This is a genomic window from Serpentinimonas barnesii, assembly GCF_000696225.1.
GTDB classification, from domain to species: domain Bacteria; phylum Pseudomonadota; class Gammaproteobacteria; order Burkholderiales; family Burkholderiaceae_C; genus Serpentinimonas; species Serpentinimonas barnesii.
The window spans coordinates 19,969-37,375 of sequence record NZ_BAWN01000030.1; the positions used below are offsets into that span (position 1 = coordinate 19,969).

The 17,407-nt window shown below is 66.1% G+C and carries 13 protein-coding genes; 9 read left to right on the top strand and 4 right to left on the bottom strand.

What is annotated here, in order from left to right:
* Positions 1-7 precede the first annotated feature (7 nt).
* Complete coding sequence (locus tag SRAH_RS09140; protein WP_029463048.1) at positions 8-874, bottom strand: RNA methyltransferase; 867 nt, start codon at positions 872-874, stop codon at positions 8-10.
* A 121-nt stretch (positions 875-995) separates the two neighbouring features.
* Between SRAH_RS09140 and SRAH_RS09145 the strand changes: the two genes are divergently transcribed.
* The 7 genes from SRAH_RS09145 (at position 996) to SRAH_RS09170 (ending at position 9,276) form a co-directional block, all read left to right on the top strand.
* The gene (locus tag SRAH_RS09145; RefSeq protein ID WP_029463049.1) at positions 996-1,838 is read left to right on the top strand and encodes an inositol monophosphatase family protein; all 843 of its coding nucleotides are present in this window, start codon (positions 996-998) and stop codon (positions 1,836-1,838) included.
* A 135-nt stretch (positions 1,839-1,973) separates the two neighbouring features.
* A complete protein-coding gene (locus SRAH_RS09150; RefSeq protein ID WP_232841030.1) occupies positions 1,974-2,729 on the top strand; it encodes an EAL domain-containing protein in 756 nt (251 codons plus the stop codon).
* The gene (locus tag SRAH_RS12850) at positions 2,726-3,499 is read left to right on the top strand and encodes a PAS domain-containing protein (protein WP_197537872.1); all 774 of its coding nucleotides are present in this window, start codon (positions 2,726-2,728) and stop codon (positions 3,497-3,499) included. The genes SRAH_RS09150 and SRAH_RS12850 overlap by 4 nt, the downstream gene beginning before the upstream one ends.
* A gap of 14 nt (positions 3,500-3,513) precedes the next feature.
* Positions 3,514-4,053 carry a GGDEF domain-containing protein gene (locus SRAH_RS12855; protein ID WP_197537873.1) on the top strand — a complete coding sequence of 180 codons (540 nt, stop codon included), beginning with the start codon at positions 3,514-3,516 and terminating at the stop codon, positions 4,051-4,053.
* 288 nt (positions 4,054-4,341) lie between these two features.
* Positions 4,342-7,155 (top strand): DNA mismatch repair protein MutS, encoded by a 2,814-nt coding sequence (mutS, locus tag SRAH_RS09160; RefSeq protein WP_029463051.1) that lies wholly within the window; start codon positions 4,342-4,344, stop codon positions 7,153-7,155.
* Positions 7,156-7,245: 90 nt separating this feature from the next.
* Positions 7,246-7,896 carry a protein-L-isoaspartate O-methyltransferase family protein gene (locus SRAH_RS09165; RefSeq protein ID WP_029463052.1) on the top strand — a complete coding sequence of 217 codons (651 nt, stop codon included), beginning with the start codon at positions 7,246-7,248 and terminating at the stop codon, positions 7,894-7,896.
* Positions 7,897-7,911: 15 nt separating this feature from the next.
* Entirely contained in the window at positions 7,912-9,276 is a 1,365-nt protein-coding gene (locus SRAH_RS09170; protein WP_029463053.1) for a TolC family outer membrane protein, read from the top strand.
* A gap of 66 nt (positions 9,277-9,342) precedes the next feature.
* On the opposite strand, the gene SRAH_RS09175 is transcribed toward SRAH_RS09170, so the two are convergent.
* Entirely contained in the window at positions 9,343-10,962 is a 1,620-nt protein-coding gene (locus SRAH_RS09175) for a sodium/solute symporter (protein ID WP_029463054.1), read from the bottom strand.
* A gap of 312 nt (positions 10,963-11,274) precedes the next feature.
* Positions 11,275-13,668, bottom strand: coding sequence for a phosphoenolpyruvate synthase (gene ppsA / locus SRAH_RS09180; protein WP_029463055.1), 2,394 nt, complete (start codon positions 13,666-13,668; stop codon positions 11,275-11,277).
* A gap of 213 nt (positions 13,669-13,881) precedes the next feature.
* Here ppsA and ppsR point away from each other — a divergent pair, with 213 nt between their 5' ends.
* Positions 13,882-14,688: a posphoenolpyruvate synthetase regulatory kinase/phosphorylase PpsR gene (ppsR, locus tag SRAH_RS09185; protein WP_029463056.1), complete on the top strand. Its 807-nt coding sequence runs from the start codon at positions 13,882-13,884 to the stop codon at positions 14,686-14,688.
* A gap of 37 nt (positions 14,689-14,725) precedes the next feature.
* Here the strand turns inward: ppsR and SRAH_RS09190 are convergent, their stop codons facing one another.
* Entirely contained in the window at positions 14,726-15,694 is a 969-nt protein-coding gene (locus SRAH_RS09190; RefSeq protein WP_232841031.1) for a lytic transglycosylase domain-containing protein, read from the bottom strand.
* Positions 15,695-15,874: 180 nt separating this feature from the next.
* On the opposite strand from SRAH_RS09190, the gene SRAH_RS09195 reads away from it, so the two are divergent.
* Positions 15,875-17,344: a DUF294 nucleotidyltransferase-like domain-containing protein gene (locus SRAH_RS09195; RefSeq protein ID WP_045476980.1), complete on the top strand. Its 1,470-nt coding sequence runs from the start codon at positions 15,875-15,877 to the stop codon at positions 17,342-17,344.
* The last annotated feature ends 63 nt before the right edge of the window (positions 17,345-17,407 follow it).

Consider the following 17,407-nt stretch of genomic DNA (forward strand, 5'->3'; position numbering starts at 1 on the left):
CCGCAGTCTACCCTTTGGCCCGCTCTGCCAGGCGCAAGGCCGCCCGCGCTACCCCGCGCAAGATATGGATTTCGGACTGTGTGGGCTGGGCGCGGTTGAGCAACTGGTTCAGGCGCGGCAGCAGTTTTTTGGGCGCGGCCGGGTCCAGATACTCCAGCGCCACCAGCGCCTCTTGCCAGTGCGCCAGCGCGGCGGCTATGGCGGCGGCGTCGGCGGGGGCTTCGCTTGCGTGGGGCGGCGGCGCTGCGGCGGTGTGCGCTGCCTCCTGTGTGCCCGAATCGAACCCACCCAGGGCCAGCCGCCATTCGTAGGCAATCAGTTGCACCGCAGCGGCCAGATTGAGCGAGCCGTAGCCGGGCGCAGTCGGGATGCGCAGGCTGGCGTGGCAGCGGTATACATCGGCGTTGCTCAGGCCATAGCGTTCCGGGCCAAACAGAAACGCGATCCCGGCTGCGGCTGGCGCAGGTGCCGCTTCGGCCCAAGCCCTAGGCTGCAAGCTGGCAGCTTCACCAGCAGCCTCATCGAAATCAAGCCGCCCAGCCTCCAGCGTGCGCACCCAGGCGCTCAAATGCTCGCGCGGGGCCAGGCTGGGCGGGCCAAAGTCGCGCGCCGTCATGGCGGTGGCGCACAGGTGCGTGATGCCGCTCAGCGCCTCGTCGAGCGAGCCCAGCACCCGCGCGGCAGCCAGCACATCGGTGGCACCGCTGGCGCGCTCTTGCGCCTCCGGGCGCTGCAACACATCGGCCCAGCGCGGCCGCACCAGCACCAAGTCGGCAAAGCCCATCACCTTCAGGGCGCGCGCCACCGCCCCCACATTGCCCGCATGGCTGGGTTCGATCAGTATGAAACGGGTGGCAATCTGGCTGGGGCGCATGGGCTCAAGGGATAGGGTGCAATATCGGCGGGACACGGTATTGTGCGTCTACAGCCCCGCCCCGTTAAAATGCCCGATATCCAGCGGCCATCGCGCCCCCACCCTGCGCTCCTACACAATCATGACCTCCCCGCACCTGCACCCCATGCTCAACGTGGCCATCAAGGCCGCTCGCGCTGCCGGCAACCTGATCAACCGCGCCGCGCTCGACATCGAGTCGGTGCGCGTGTCGGCCAAGCAAACCAACGACTACGTCACCGAAGTCGACCAAGCCGCCGAGCAGGCCATCATCGCCACGCTGCACGAGGCCTACCCCGACCACGGCCTGTGGGCCGAAGAGTCGGGTCGGCGCGAGGGCAAGGGGCGCGACCGCGCCTTCGTTTGGATCATCGACCCGCTCGACGGCACCACCAACTTCATCCACGGCTTCCCGGTCTATTGCGTCAGCATCGCGCTGCAGGTGCATGGCAAGCTGGAGCAGGCCGTGATCTACGACCCCACCCGCAACGACCTCTTTACCGCCACCCGCGGCCGCGGCGCCTACCTCAACGAGCGCCGCATCCGCGTCGCCAAGCGCACCCAGTTGAGCGAATGCCTGGTCAGCACCGGCTTCCCCTTCAGGCCGGGTGATTCGATGCAGCACTTTTTGCAGATGCTGGGCGAGGTCATGCCCAAAGTGCGCGGTGTGCGCCGCCCCGGCTCGGCTGCGCTCGATTTGGCCTACGTGGCGGCCGGGTTTGCCGACGGGTTTTTCGAAACCGGCCTAAGCCCTTGGGACGTGGCCGCCGGTGCGCTGCTGGTCACCGAAGCCGGCGGCTTGGTGGGCAACTTCACTGGCGAGTCCGACTTTTTGGAGCAGCGCGAATGCATGGCCGCCAACCCGCGCATTTACGGCCAATTGGTTGGCGTGCTGGGCAAACACAGCCGCTGCGGGGCGGCGGCACAGCCTGAGCCGCAGGCATAAAACCCAATTGCAGCGCCCCACGGCGCATGATGGCGTCGCACCTGTTCATGGTGCGCTGCGCCCACCAAGGGCTGTCGGCTTGGTTTGCGCATTCCCAGCTGTTTAGGGCTTAGAATGTTTTGCATGAATGTTGAGATGTCGCCCAAACTCCCCCCATGCAATCGCTGCCAAGACCAGCCGGAACTCGGTTTCGAGTTTAGCATGTCGTTTCAGCCCATCGTGGATGCGCGCTCCAAGCAAGTGTACGCCTACGAGGCTTTGGTGCGCCCCATAGGCGACGGCAGCGCCCTTGAGGTGCTTAACCGAATCAACGAAAGCAATCGCTACCAGTTTGATCAGGCCTGCCGCGTCAAGGCGGTGGAGTTGGCGGCCAAGCTGCATCTGCCCTGCTTTTTGAGCATCAATTTCATGCCCAACGCCGTCTATGAGGCGGCCACCTGCATCCGTGCCACCTTGCAAGCTGCCGAGCGTTTTGGTTTTCCCACTGAGCGGCTGATTTTTGAAATCACCGAAAACGAACAACTGGTTGACAAAGAGCACCTCAAGCGCATCATCAAAGAATACCAGCGCCAGGGCTTTCAAACCGCCATCGACGATTTCGGCGCGGGTTATTCCGGCCTCAATCTGCTGGCCGAGTTTCAGCCCGATATCGTCAAGCTCGACATGGCCTTGCTGCGCCACATCGACCAAGACCCGGTACGCCAAGCGATTGTCACCGGCATTATTGGTGTCTGCCGGGCATTAAATATCGAGGTGATCGCCGAAGGCATCGAAACCCCAGCCGAATTCCAAGCCCTGCGCAATTTGGGTGTGTCCTATTTCCAAGGTTATTTGTTTGCGCGCCCCGTGTACGAGCAACTGCCCCCCGTCACCTGGCCCGCACCGCAATGAACCTCCCCGCAGCGGCTGGGCTTGGGTTGCCAGCCGGCCTGTTTGAAGCCGCCTTGGCGCATGCCTACAACGCCATCGTCCTGACCGATGCCGACTTGGGGCCGGGCGGCTGCAAAATCGTCTATTGCAACCCGGCTTTTTGCCGCATGACGGGCTATTCGGCTGCGGAATTGATCGGGCAAACCCCGCGCATTCTGCAAGGGCCGCTCACCGACCCCGCCGTGCTGCAGCGGCTGCGCGGCTGCTTGGCCGCAGGCCGGGGCTTTGAAGGCCGGGCCATCAACTACCGCAAAGGCGGCAGCACCTACCACGTCGAATGGAAAACCTCGCCGGTTTACAACGATCTGGGCCAAGTCACGCACCACATCTCGATTCAGCACGACATCACCCAGTTGCTGCAGGCGCAAGAAATGCAGGCGCTGCTGGGTATGGCGCTGGACGCCGCGCCCTCGTCGGTGTTGATCACCGACGCGCAGCAGCGCGTGATGTATGCCAACCGCGCCTTTGCCGAGCTCAGCGGTTACACGCAGGCCGATATTCTGGGCCAGAAGCCTGGGCAATTGCTGCATTCCGGCATGCATGGGGCGGATTTTTACCAATCTCTGCGCAGCAGCTTGGAGCGCGGCCAAACTTTCAAAACCGTATTCACCAATCGGCGCAAAGACGGCAGCCTCTACCATTGCGAGCAAAGCGTGGCGGCGCTGCGCGATGCCGCCGGCCAAGCGACGCACTACGTATCGGTGTGGCCACCGACGTGGGCCACTTTGTAGAACGCGAACATGCATTGCAAAACCTGGCTTGCCGCGACCCGCTCACCAGCCTGCTCAACCGCCGAGCAGGTGAAGAGGCCTTGCAAGGCTGCCACGCCGCTGCCCAAGTCTCGGGCCAAGCCTATGCCGTGATCATGACCGACATCGACCGCTTTAAGCGCGTCAACGACGTGTACGGCCATGCCGCCGGCGACCGCATCATCGCAGCCGTGGCGCAGCAATTGAGCCAGAGCGTGCGCAGCACCGATGCGCTGGTGCGCTGGGGCGGGGAGGAGTTCTTGATCGCGCTGCCCGGCCTGGAGTTGCCCGCTGCGCTGGAATTGGCCGAGCGCATCCGCTTGGCCGTGGCCAGCTGCCACGACGCCGAAGTCGGCTCCGTGACCCTGTCACTGGGTGTGGCCGCCGGGCAGGCCGCAAGCAGCGCTATCGACACCGTACACCGCGCCGACCATGCGCTCTACGCCGCCAAAGAGCAGGGGCGCAACCGCGTGCTAGCCGACGGTGCTGTGCCCGATGGGCGGCCGGGCACCTTGGCCGGCCCGGTTGGCCTTTGAACGGCAGGCAGTCCGCGCTTGGCATCCTGCCATCAAGCGGGTGGCCTCCCAGCCTAGGCCAGCCAGCCAGAGGAGGGTGTGTGCGATCGGGTGTGTGGGTGCTGCGGCAGCGGGCTGCCCTGCGCTGACTGTTGCCCCGTGCGTGCGCAGGCATGGGCTCCGATGAGGATGGCGCGGTGAGGTGCGCCAAAACATCCCACCTGCACAGCCCCGCCGAAACCGCAGCGCCGCAGCGCAAAACGTTACCATCGCCCACCAACCCGCACCCTCCCCGCCCCAACCGCACGCATGAACCCGGCTCCTTCACCCCCCGCTGCGCCTGCGCCCTCCCCCACCGCATCTGGCCCCAGCCACACCCCCATGATGCAGCAGTACCTTGGGCTCAAGGCGGGCTATCCGGGCACGCTGCTGTTTTACCGCATGGGGGATTTTTACGAGCTGTTTTACGACGACGCCGAGAAGGCGGCGCGGCTGCTCGACATCACGCTCACAAGGCGCGGCCAGTCGGCCGGGCAGCCGATTCCCATGGCTGGGGTGCCCTTTCATTCGGCGCCCAACTACCTGGCGCGGCTGCTCAAGCTGGGCGAGTCGGTGGCGATATGCGAACAGGTGGGAGACCCGGCGCAGGCCAAGGGGCCAATGGAGCGGCGCGTGGTGCGCGTGCTCACCCCCGGCACCCTGACCGAAGCCGAGCTGCTGCCCGACAAGACCGAACCGGTGCTGCTGGCGCTGCACTGGGGGCCGCGCCAGACGCTGGGCCTGGCTTGGCTGAGCCTGACGCAGGGCGAGCTGCACTTGGCGCAGTGCCGCAGCGACGAACTGCCCACGTGGGCGGCGCGCATCGGCCCCAGCGAGCTGCTGCACAGCGCCGATCTGCCCGCCGCCCCCACACGCGAGCTGCACGAGCTGCAACGCCAATGGCCCAGCCTAGCGGGCGCTGGCGGAGCAGGCGGCGTGGGCACGGCGCGCCTGAGCCTGGCGGCGCGCCCGGCCTGGGCCTTCGACAGCGCCTTGGGCTTGCGCAAGCTGTGCGCGCAGTTGCAGGCCGCCAGCCTGGCCGGTTGGGGCGCACAAGAGCTGCCGCTGGCGCACGCCGCCGCCTCGGCGCTGCTGGACTACGCCGAGCACACCCAGGGGCGGGCGCTGGCGCACGTGGCCAGCCTGCGCGTGGCGCGGCCCGAGGAGCTGATCGACCTGCCCGCCAGCACGCGGCGCAACCTGGAGCTGACGCAGACCCTGCGCGGCGAGCCCAGCCCGACGTTGTTCTCCCTGCTCGACACCTGCCAGACCGCTATGGGCAGCCGGCTGCTGCGGCGCTGGCTGCTGGAGCCGCAGCGGGTGCGCACGGCGGCGCAGCAGCGCCTGCAGGCCATCGGGCTGCTGCGCCAGCGACTGCTGCAACCGCTGCGCCAGGCGCTGTCCGGGGCTGCCGACGTGGAGCGCATCACGGCGCGGCTGGCGCTGCGCCAGGTGCGACCGCGCGAGCTGGTGGGGCTGGAGCAGACGCTGCAACGCGCGGCCGCGCTGGCGCAAACGCTGCAAACCGGCGCGCCCGCAGCCCCGGCCCAGCCCGAGCCCATGGCCCCCAACCCAGCCCCGGCCCCAGCCCCGCCCGAGCCTTGCGATCTGGCTGACCGCGCCGATGCCGCCACCCACACCGCGCGCGCCCTGCCGCCCCTGTTGGCTCAACTGGCGCAGCAGTTGCAGCCGCCGCCGGGTTGCGCCGAGCTGCTGCAGCGCGCCCTGCTGCCCGAACCGGCGGCGCTGCTGCGCGATGGCGGCGTCATCAACCACGGCTACGACGCCGAGCTGGACCAGTTGCGCGCCCTGCAACACAACTGCGACGCCTTTTTGCTGGCGCTGGAAGTGCGCGAGCGCGAGCGCAGCGGCATTGCCAACCTGCGCGTGCAGTTCAACAAGGTGCACGGCTTTTACATCGAAATCACCCAAGGCCAGCTCGACCGGGTGCCGGCCGACTACCGGCGCCGCCAGACCCTAAAAAACGCCGAGCGCTTCATCACCCCGGAACTCAAGGCCTTCGAAGACCAGGTGCTGGGTGCGCAAGAGCGGGCGCTGGCGCGTGAAAAATGGCTGTTCGAGGCGCTGCTGGAAGCTTTGCAGCCGCACCTGGGCGCGCTGGGCGAGCTGGCGCGCGCGCTGGCCGCGCTCGACGCCCTGTGCGCGCTGGCCGAGCGCTCGCTCACGCTGGACTGGTGCGCGCCCGAGTTCGGCCCCGAACCGGGCATCGAAATCCGCGCTGGCCGCCACCCCGTGGTGCAGGCCCGGCTGGCCGAGGGCCACACCCCCTTCATCCCCAACGACACCGTGCTCGGCCCCAAGGCGCGGCTGCAGATCATCACCGGCCCCAATATGGGCGGCAAGTCCACCTACATGCGCCAGGTGGCGCTGATCGCGCTGCTGGCCAGCATGGGCAGCTACGTGCCGGCGCAGCGCTGCCGCCTGGGGCCGCTGGACGCCATCCACACCCGCATCGGGGCCGCCGACGATCTGGCCAACGCCCAGTCCACCTTCATGCTCGAAATGAGCGAAGCGGCGCAAATTCTGCACCGGGCCAGCGCAAACAGCCTGGTGCTGATGGACGAGATCGGGCGCGGCACCTCGACCTTCGACGGCCTGGCGCTGGCTGGCGCCATTGCCAGCCACCTGCACGACAAGGTGCGCGCCCACACCCTGTTTGCCACCCATTATTTTGAGCTGACGCAGTTCCCGGCCGAGCACGCCGCCGCCATCAATATGCACGTAAGCGCCGTCGAGAGCGGGCGCGAGATCGTGTTTTTGCACCAGATCGAGCCCGGCCCGGCCAGCCGCAGCTACGGGGTGCAGGTGGCGCGCCTGGCCGGTGTGCCCGCCGCCGTGCTCAACCAGGCGCGCCAGACCCTGCAAGCGCTGGAAGACCACAGCGCCACGGCGCAGGCGCAGATCGACCTGTTTGCCCCGGCGCAGGCCAGCACCGACCAGCCCCCGAGCGCCCTGGAACAAGCCTTGGCCGCACTCGATCCCGACGCCCTAAGCCCACGCGAGGCGCTGGCGGCGCTGTACCGCTTGCGTCAGTTGCTCGGACCGCAAGGCACAGTCCGTTAAAATTACCGGCACCACCTGTCCACCCGCCCACTGGAGTCTGCCTTGAGCCCTGCCCACCCCGCTTTCGACTTCGAGCAAGCCCGCTTCAACATGATCGAGCAGCAGATTCGGCCCTGGGAGGTGCTGGATGCGCGGGTGCTGCAACTGCTGGGTGCGCTCAAGCGCGAAGACTTCGCCCCCGCTGCCTACCGCGCACTGGCGCTGGCCGACGTCGAAATCCCGCTCTGTCGCCCGGCGGTTGAGGGCGCGTGCATGCTGGCCCCCAAGATCGAGGCCCGCGCCCTGCAAGACCTGGCCTTGCAAGACACCGACTCGGTGCTCGAAATCGGCAGCGGTTCTGGCTACATGGCGGCGCTGCTAAGCCGCTTGAGCGCACGCGTGCTGAGCCTCGAGATCGACCCGGCGCTGGCCGAGCAGGCGCGCCGCAACCTGAGCGCAGCCGGGATCGACAACGTCGAGGTGCGCTGCGCCGACGCCGCCGCCCAGCGCTGCGCCGCCTGCGGCAGCAACGCCCCCTACGACGCCATCGTGCTCAGCGGCTCGGTGGCCGAGGTGCCGGCCGACCTGCTGGACCTGCTCAAAATCGGCGGCCGCTTATTCGCCATCGTCGGCCAAGAGCCCATCATGCGCGCCACCTTGGTGCGGCGCACCGGCCCCACCAGCTACTCCACCGAACAGCCGTGGGACATCGTGGCCCCGCGCCTGCGCGGCTTTCCCGAAGCCTCGCGCTTTCAGTTTTAAGCGCGGCCCGGCACCATGAAGGCCCCCCTCCGGCACCCCGCCAGCACCTTGCGCCGGGCTGCCGTAGCCGGTGTCGTGCTGGGCTTGTTTGCACTCGGCAGCGCCCAAGCACAAAACCTGCCCGAGCTGTTTGCCGCCGCGCGCGCCCACGACGCCACGTTTTTGGCTGCGCAAGCCCAGTTCGAGGCCGATCGTGCCCGCGCCGCCCAGGCCTTGGCCGGGGTGCGCCCCAGCGTGGCCTTGAGCGGCGGCGCCCACTGGTCCCACAGCGACAGCAGCCTGACCGGGCCCGCGCGCAGCAGCAACCGGCAAAACCTCAGCCTGGGGGCTAACCAGCCGCTGTTTCGGCCCGCCAACCAACTGGCGCTGCAACAGGCCGAGCTGTCCTTGCAGGCGGCGCAGGCACGGCTGCAAAGCACCGAGCAAGAGTTGATCCTGCGCACCGCCCAAGCCACCTTCGAGGTGCTGGCGGCGCAAGACAGCCTGCGCTTCATCGAGGCGCAGCAAACCGCCGTGGCCGAGCAACTGGCGGCGGCGCGGCGCCTGTTTGAAGTCGGCAGCGCCACCATCACCGACACGCGCGAGGCGCAGGCGCGCTTCGACTTGGTGCGGGCGCAGCACATCGCCGCCACCAATGCGCTGCAAGTGCGCCAGCTCGAACTTGAACAGCTCGTAGGGCGCGCCGGCGTGCGCCCGTGGCACCTGCCCGAAGGCGTGCCCCTGCCCGTGCCGGACCCCTCTGCCACCATGCCAAGCTGGGTCGAGCGCGCCCAAACCGCGCACCCCATGCTGCGCCAAGCCGAGGCCGGGCTGCAAATCGCCGCGCTCGAAGTGCAGCGCGCCCAAGCCGCGCGCGGCCCCACGGTCGATGCCACGGCGCAGCTCCAACTGGCCCGCGGCCCGGTCCAGGGCCTGCCCGCTGCCAGCGGCAACGCCAGCCAGCGCGACGCCAGCATTGGCATCCAATTCAACCTGCCGCTCTACACCGGCGGCGCGCTGCAAAACCGCATTGCCGAGGCCGTGGCCCTGCAAACCCGGGCCCGCGCCGACCTCGACGCGGCCCAGCGCAGCGTCACCCAGGCCACGCGCAGCGCCTACCTCGGCGTGGTCTCGGGCACTGGGCAGGTGCAGGCGCTGCAAGCCGCGCAAGCCTCCAGCCAAAGCGCTCTAGATGCCAACCGGCTTGGCTTCGAAGTGGGGGTGCGCATCAACATCGACGTCCTCAACGCCCAAAGCCAGCTCTTTGACACCAAAGCCAGGCTGGCGCGCGCCCGCTACGAGCTGCTGCTGGGCAGCCTGCGCCTGCGCCTAGCCAGCGGCGTGCTCACCGCCGACGATTTGCAGCCCATCGCGGCGCTGCTGCGGGCACCGGGGCCCTAAGGCCCTGAGCGGGCGCGACCCAACCAGCGCCCCCCACTCATCCCCGCCGAGTGCGAGCGGGCTATGCTATTTGCGGCGTGCAGCCATCAAGAACTGGCGCGCGTTGCCCACGTTCTTGGTAAACAGACTCACCACGATGATCGACAGCAGCGCCGCCGGCAGCCCGTACAGCGCCGGGTAGTCGAGCACGCGAACGCCAGCGATTTCCGGCACCTCGGCGAAGCGAGCGAAGGTGAAAGTCAGCGAAACGATCAAACCCACCACAAGGCCAGCGATCACGCCTTCCTTGGTCAGGCCACTCCACCAGACCGAGAGGATCAGCACCGGGGCCAAGGTAGAGGCAGCGATCCCAAAGCACATCGCCACCAAGATGGCGACGTTCTGATCTTTGAGCCAGATTGAGGCCACCAAGGCGATTAGCGTCAGCACCACGGCACCCAGCTTAGCGAACACCAGCCGCTCGCGGTCGGTGCTGTTGGGGCGCAACACACCGGCATAGACGTCGTGCGACAGGCTGGTGGTCATCGAGATCAGCAGTCCGACCGAGGTGCTCAGCATGGCGGCCATGGCTCCGGCAGCAACGATGCCGAGTATGACTTCACCGCCAATTTCCATACCCAGCAGCGGGATCGCCATGTTGGCGGCACGACCGTGTTGGCCCGCTTGCAACATTTCGATCAGCACCGGATACAGAATCATCATGGTGGCAAAGCCGACTAACAGCACCGCAATGTAGAAAACCGCCAAGTTGATGATGGTTATTTCAGCACTTTTCTTGGCGTCTTTGGCATCTTTCACGGTGTAGAAGCGGATCAGGATGTGCGGCAGACCGGCCATGCCAAGCAGCAGACCGAGCACCAGGCTGATTTGGCTCCAGACGTCGGGTGTCGCGATGCCAGGGGTGAGGGCATGGGGCAGATCGGCAAAGCCAGCGCGAACCGCTTCGGCCAACACAAAGGGTCCGAAAGTGCCTTCGGTCGCGGCAGGCACCGTGATTTGCGCAATCACCTTGACCGCTTCGGTCGGTGGCACCGTGACCATGGACTGCGAGATGATGGCAAAGGGGTTGCCGCCAAAGTACATCAGCGTGGCGAGGATGAAGAGCAGCAAAATCGCCACCATCAGGATCACGCCCTGAATGGCTTGGTTGTAGGTGGTTCCCATCATGCCGCCAAGCACCAACATCAAACCCATCACGGTCGCAGAAACGAACACTGTGACCCTGTAGTCCCAGCCCAGCAGGAGCTCGAACAGGTGCCCGGCGCCCACGATCTGCGGCACCAGGTAGAGCGTGCCAATGATGACGGTGGTGAACATGGCTAGCAGCTTCAGAGTGCGGCCACCGTAGCGCCCAACCAGCACGTCGCCGACAGTGAACTTGCCCGTGTTTTTGAGTGGACCGGCCAGCACGACCAGCACAAAAATCCAAGCACCAAAGAAACTGATGACGACCCACCAGCTGTTGATACCTGTCAAAGAAATGGCACCGGCCACGCCAAGGAAGCTGGCAGCCGAGCAATAGCTGCCAAACATGGCCCAGCCATTGAGGCGCGCAGAGATTTTACCGCCGGCAACGTAAAAGTCGGTGGTGGTGCTGGTGTACTTGTTGCCCCACCAGCTGACGTAAACGACAGCGATCAGGCTGAAGAGAAGGATTGAAAAAGCAACCGGGTTTTCAAAATTCACAATTTGGTTCTTTCGTATTTAGCCAAACACATGCGGGGGCCCACCAAGACAACCAGAAACTCCAGCAAGCTGCAGGGTCGAACGTAACTGGTTTGGCCCGTACACACGACGGTTGATGACATTACCGGTGATCAAAGGCACCGCACCAGCACACCGCAGCAGTGAACTGACGATGTGGCAGGAACGGACGATCAAACCCGATTTTTTATAGCCAGCTTATGCACACCGACCAAGCTCGCCGGTCTTAGGGCATGACCCAAGTGCACCGCAACAATGGAAGCAGGAGGCCACTGGTGGCCCCACCCGCACCCATCAACCCTGCGCCAACTGCTTCCAAGTCTCGATCACGGTGTCGGGGTTGAGCGAGATGGAGGCTATGCCTTGCTGCTGCAGCCAGCGCGCGAAGTCGGGGTGATCGCTCGGGCCTTGGCCGCAGATGCCGATGTACTTGCCTTGGGCGCGGCAGGCCTGGATGGCTTGCGAGATCAGCGTGGTCACGGCCGGGTCGCGCTCGTCGAAGTCTTGCGCCAGCAGCTCCAGCCCGGAGTCGCGGTCCAGCCCCAGGGTGAGCTGGGTCAGGTCGTTGGAGCCTATCGAAAAGCCGTCAAAGAATTGCAAAAACTGCTCGGCCAAAATGGCGTTGCTGGGGATTTCGCACATCATGATCAGCTTGAGGCCGTTGACGCCGCGCTTCAAACCAAAGCGGGCCAGCAGCTCCACCACCTGCTCGGCCTGCTTGAGGGTGCGCACAAAGGGCACCATCACCTGCACATTGTCCAGCCCCATGGGCTCGCGCACACGCCGGATGGCTTCGCACTCCATGGCAAAGGCCTCGCCAAAATCGGCGCTCAGGTAGCGCACCGCGCCCCGGAAGCCGAGCATGGGGTTTTCTTCGTCGGGCTCGTAGCGGCTGCCGCCGATGAGCTTGCGGTACTCGTTGCTCTTGAAGTCGCTCAGGCGCACGATCACCGGCTTGGGCCAGAAGGCGGCGGCGATGGTGGCCACGCCTTCGGTCACTTTGTCCACATAAAAGGCGCGCGGGCTGGCGTGGCCGCGGGCCACCGACTCCACCGCTTTTTTTAGGTCGGCGTCGATCTGCGGGTAGTCCAGTATCGCTTTCGGGTGTACGCCGATGTTGTTGTTGATGATGAACTCCAGCCGCGCCAGCCCCACGCCGGCGTTGGGAATCTGGGCAAAGTCGAAGGCCAGTTGCGGGTTGCCCACGTTCATCATGATTTTCAGGTCCAGCTCGGGCATGGCACCCCGGCGCACCTCGGTGACTTCGGTCTCGAGCAGGCCGTCGTAGATGTGGCCGGTGTCGCCCTCGGCGCAGCTCACCGTCACCAGCGCGCCGTCTTTGAGCGCCTCGGTGGCGTCGCCGCAGCCCACCACGGCCGGAATGCCGAGCTCGCGCGCGATGATGGCGGCGTGGCAGGTGCGCCCGCCACGATTCGTGACGATGGCGCTGGCGCGCTTCATCACCGGCTCCCAGTTCGGGTCGGTCATGTCGGTCACCAGCACGTCGCCGGGCTGCACCTGGTCCATCTCGCTGATGTGCTGCACCAGCCGCACCGGCCCGGTGCCGATTTTTTGCCCAATGGCGCGCCCGGTGGCCAGCACCGCGCCCTGGCCCTTGAGCTTGTAGCGCAGCTCAACCTGCCCGCCCGCTTGGCTCTTGACCGTCTCGGGGCGCGCCTGCAGGATGTAGATTTGGCCATCCAAGCCGTCTTTGCCCCACTCGATGTCCATAGGGCGGCCGTAGTGGCGCTCGATCACCAGCGCATAGTGGGCCAGTTGCAACACATCGGCCTCATTCAAGCTGTAGCGGTTGCGCTGCTCCACCGGCACCTCGACCGTTTGCACCAGCTTGCCGCTGCGCGCTTTTTGCTCGGGCGTGGCAAACACCATCTGGATCAGCTTGGAGCCCAGGTTGCGCCGGATCACGGCCTGCTTGCCCGCTTGCAGCATTGGTTTATGAACATAGAACTCGTCTGGGTTCACCGCGCCTTGCACCACCGTCTCGCCCAGGCCGTAGCTGCTGGTGATGAAGACCACGTCTTCAAAGCCCGATTCGGTGTCGATGGTGAACACCACCCCGGCCGCGCCGAGGTCGGAGCGCACCATGCGCTGCACCCCGGCCGACAGCGCCACCTCGGCGTGTGCAAAGCCCTTGTGCACGCGGTAGCTGATGGCGCGGTCGTTGTAGAGGCTGGCAAACACCTCTTTGATCTTGTGCAGCACGTCGGCTATGCCCTGCACGTTCAGAAAAGTTTCCTGCTGCCCGGCAAAGGAGGCGTCGGGCAAGTCTTCGGCGGTGGCCGAGGAGCGCACGGCGTAGCTGGCGCTGGTGCTGGCGCCGTTGAGCTGCGCGTAGGCGGCGCTTATGGCCTGCTCCAAGGCGGCCGGAAAGGGCTGGGCCTCGACCATGGCGCGGATTTCAGAGCCGCACTGCGCCAGCGCGCGCACGTCGTCGGTGTCGAGCGCGTCCAGCTTGGCCTGGATGCGCTGATGCAAGCCATCGGCGGCCAGAAACTGGCGAAAGGCGTGCGCGGTGGTGGCAAAACCAGTGGGCACGCGCACGCCCTGCGGCAGTTGCGAGATCATCTCGCCGAGGCTGGCATTTTTGCCCCCTACGGCTTCGACATCGCTCATTCTGAGTTGCTCGAAGGGCACGACCAAGGCGGTCGGGTCAAACAGTTGCGACATGGTGAAACTCCAAAGTTAAAAAACTGGGTATCCCGCTGGGGCCGCTGGAGCCGCAGCCTGCGCGCCCAAGGCCAAAGCCGCCACATCGTTGTGCTGTATGGGTGGCGGCTGGGCTGGGCGCGGGAGGCGGGATAATCGTCGGATTGTAAATCCGCACCCTCGGCAGCCATTGCGGCTCCCTATTTCTCCCCCTGCCGCCCCCGATTGCCCCCCATGTCGCACCGCACCGCCTTTTTTGTCTCCGACGGCACCGGCATCACCGCCGAAACCTTTGCCAAAGCCATCCTGGCGCAGTTCGAGATCGAGCCGCGCCGCGTGCGCCTGCCCTTTGTCGACGACGCCGACAAGGCGCACCAGGCCCTGCGCCAAATCAACCACGCCGCCGAGGTCGATGGCCGGCGCCCTCTGGTCTTTACCACCGTGGTCAACCCCGAGGTGCTGCAGGTGCTGCACGGCCACTGCAAGGGCATGCTGATCGATATGTTTGGCACCTTCATTGCGCCGCTGGAACTGGAGCTGGGAATCAAGTCGAACCACCGCGTGGGGCGCTTTTCCGACGTGGCCAAGAGCCGCGAATACCACGACCGCATGGAGGCGATCAACTTCACGCTCGACCACGACGACGGCCAGACGGATCGGGACCTGGCGCAATCGGATGTGATTCTGGTGGGGGTGAGCCGCAGCGGCAAAACGCCGACCTCGCTCTACCTGGCGCTGCAGTTTGGCCTCAAGGCCAGCAACTACCCGCTGATCCCGGAAGATTTCGCGCGCCGCCAACTGCCGCCGCAGCTGCTGGCGCACAAGAAAAAGCTGTTTGGCCTGACCATCGAGCCGCAGCGCCTGAGCGAAATCCGCCACGAACGGCGCCCCAACTCGCGCTACGCCAGCCTGGAAAACTGCCGCTACGAAGTGGCCGAGGCCGAGGCCATGATGCGCCGCACCGGCATCCGCAACCTCTCGACCACCAGCAAGTCGATCGAGGAAATCGCCACCCTGATCCGGCAAGAGCTGGACCTGTAAGCCGCCCCAACCTGCCCCAGCCCAGCCCCCGGCAGGCTCAGCGCACGGGCGGCCAGACGTGCAGCGGGGCGCGGTAAAAATTCAGAATGCGGCGCACGTAGTCCTGCGTCTCGCGAAACGGCGGAATGCCACCAAAACGGTCCACCGCCCCCTCGCCCGCGTTGTAAGCCGCGGCGGCCAGCGCCACGTCGCCATTGAAACGCTGCAGCAGCCAGCGCAGGTACGCCAAGCCCCCGCGCACGTTTTGCTCCGCGTTGAAGGGATAGCGCACGCCAAAACGCTCGGCGGTTTCGGGGATGAGCTGCATCAGGCCCATGGCGTTCTTGGGCGAAACGGCGCTGGGGTTGAAGTTCGATTCGGCCCGCGCCACCGCCAGCGCAAAGCGGAAATCGACCTCGAAGCGCGGTGCCAGGCGCTGAATCAGCTCGGCGTAGCGCTGGCGCTCGGGTGGCAGCGCGTCGATGAAGCGCTGCACCACCTCGAAGGGCACCACCGCCTCAGCCGCCAGCGCGGCCGGGGCCGCTGACGCAGGGGGCGCTGGGAGCGCAAACTGGGGCGCCGCACCGCTGATCAGGCAATCGGGCACGGCGTCGGCAAAGCCGGTCTGCGACACGATCTGCATCGCCTGCTCGTGCCCGCCTTGTGCCGCGATGGCCAGCAGGGTGCGCCCTTCAAGCCGGCCGGGCTCGTCGATGCGCTCTAAAAACAGCCGCCCGAGGCGGTACTGGGCCTCGGTGCTGCCAAAACGCGCCGCTGCACAATAGTGGGCTGCCGCCTGCAACACCGCGTTGCGCTGCTGCGCCTCGAAACCCAGCTCGATCCAGCGCGACAATTGCGGCGCTTCGTCGGTCCAAGGGGGTGGGCCCAAGGGGGGCAGCTCGGACACGGCCAGCAAGGGCGGAGTCGGCGGCAAGGCCGGCGCAGAGCTGGGCGCAGCGGCCAACACACCACCCACGGCGCCCAGCCACAACAGCGCCCAAACCGCGCTGCGGGTGCGGCGCATCATCGGGTGAACCTCGGCTGCAAGGGGGGCGCTGGGCATGGATCTGTCGCTGTCGGGTGGAAGGTGCATTGTCACCCAATCCCGGCCTGACTGCCTGAGACTGATAAAAATTTCAATTAAGCAAGACCAGCCCGCGCCTGGCTTTAAGATGTGGCTTTCGAGGGACTTCCTGCACACCGCACCATGAACGCCCACACCGACCCCGCCCCTTCACGCAGCAGCGACGACTACGTCAGCCTCATCACCACCCCGGTGCGCAGCCTGCTCAAGCGCGCCCCTGTAACCCTGCCGCCCCAGACCCCGATCATTGAAGCGGCGCGGCTGATGCGCGAGCACCGCATCTCCTCGGTGCTGATCGTGCAAGACGGGGCCCTGTTTGGCCTCATCACCGACCGCGACCTGCGCAACCGCGTGGTGGCGGCCGGGCTCGACACCTCACGCCCGATCTTTGAGATCGCCACCTTGGCTCCGCTGACGATCAGCGTGCAGCAGCACGCCTTCGACGCCTTGCTGCTGATGGCGCGCCACAACATCCACCACGTGCCGGTGCTCGACGGCGCGGCGGTGGTCGGCATGATCAGCAGCTCGGACCTGAGCGAGCGCCAGAGCAATTCGGCGGTCTATCTGGCTGGGGCCATTTACAACCAGGACTCGGTGCAGGCGCTGGTGCAGACCAGTGCGCGCATCAAACAGTTGCAGCAAAGCCTGGCCGCTGCCGAAGCCAGCGCCTACAGCACCGGCCACATCGTGAGCGCCATCACCGACGCCCTGACCGCGCGGCTGCTGCAACTGGGTGAGCTGCAATTTGGCCCGCCGCCTGTGGACTACGCTTGGGTGGCCGCGGGCTCGCAAGGGCGCAACGAGCAGACCGCCAAATCGGACCAAGACAACTGCATGGTGCTCGACGACGGCTACGAGCCCGAGCGCCACGGCGAGTATTTTCGCCAACTGTCGCGCTTCGTGTGCGACGGGCTCGACGCCTGTGGCTATGTGCACTGCCCGGGCGAAATGATGGCCATGACCGAGCAATGGCGCCAGCCGCTGCAGCAATGGCGCCAGTATTTCTACCGCTGGATCGAGTTTCCCGAGCCCGAGGCCCTGATGCTCACCGGCGTCTTTTTTGATCAGCGCTTTGTCTATGGCAAGGCCGATCTCTTCGCCACCCTGCGCACCGAGGTGGTGCAGCGCACCCAAGGCAACAAGTCCTTTCTGGTGAACCTGGCCGGCAACGCGCTGCAACGCCAGCCGCCGCTGAACTGGCTCGGCAACATCACGTTAATTAAGGGCGGGGTGCACGAGGGCTCTGTGGACCTGAAAATGCAGGGCATCGTCCCGATCACCGACATGGCGCGCTTTTACGCGCTGGCGGCCGGCTCAGCGGCCGTCAACACCCGCGACCGGCTGGAAATCGCCGCCGACAGCGGGGCCGTCACGGCGCAGCAGGTGCGCGACCTGATCGACGCGCTCGAATTCTTGGGTACGCTGCGGCTGCAGCACCAGGCGCAGCGCATGTCGGAAGGCCACGCGGCCGACAACTACCTGCGCCCCGATGCGCTCTCCAACCTCGAGCGCGGGCACCTGAAAAACGCCTTTGCCGTGGTGAAAAGCGTGCAAGGCTCGCTGGCACGGCTGTACCCGGTCAATCAGCTCTGATCGCTGCGCTGGCGGCGGGCGAAAAAAAACCCGCCATTGGCGGGTTTTTAAAGAACCCACCTT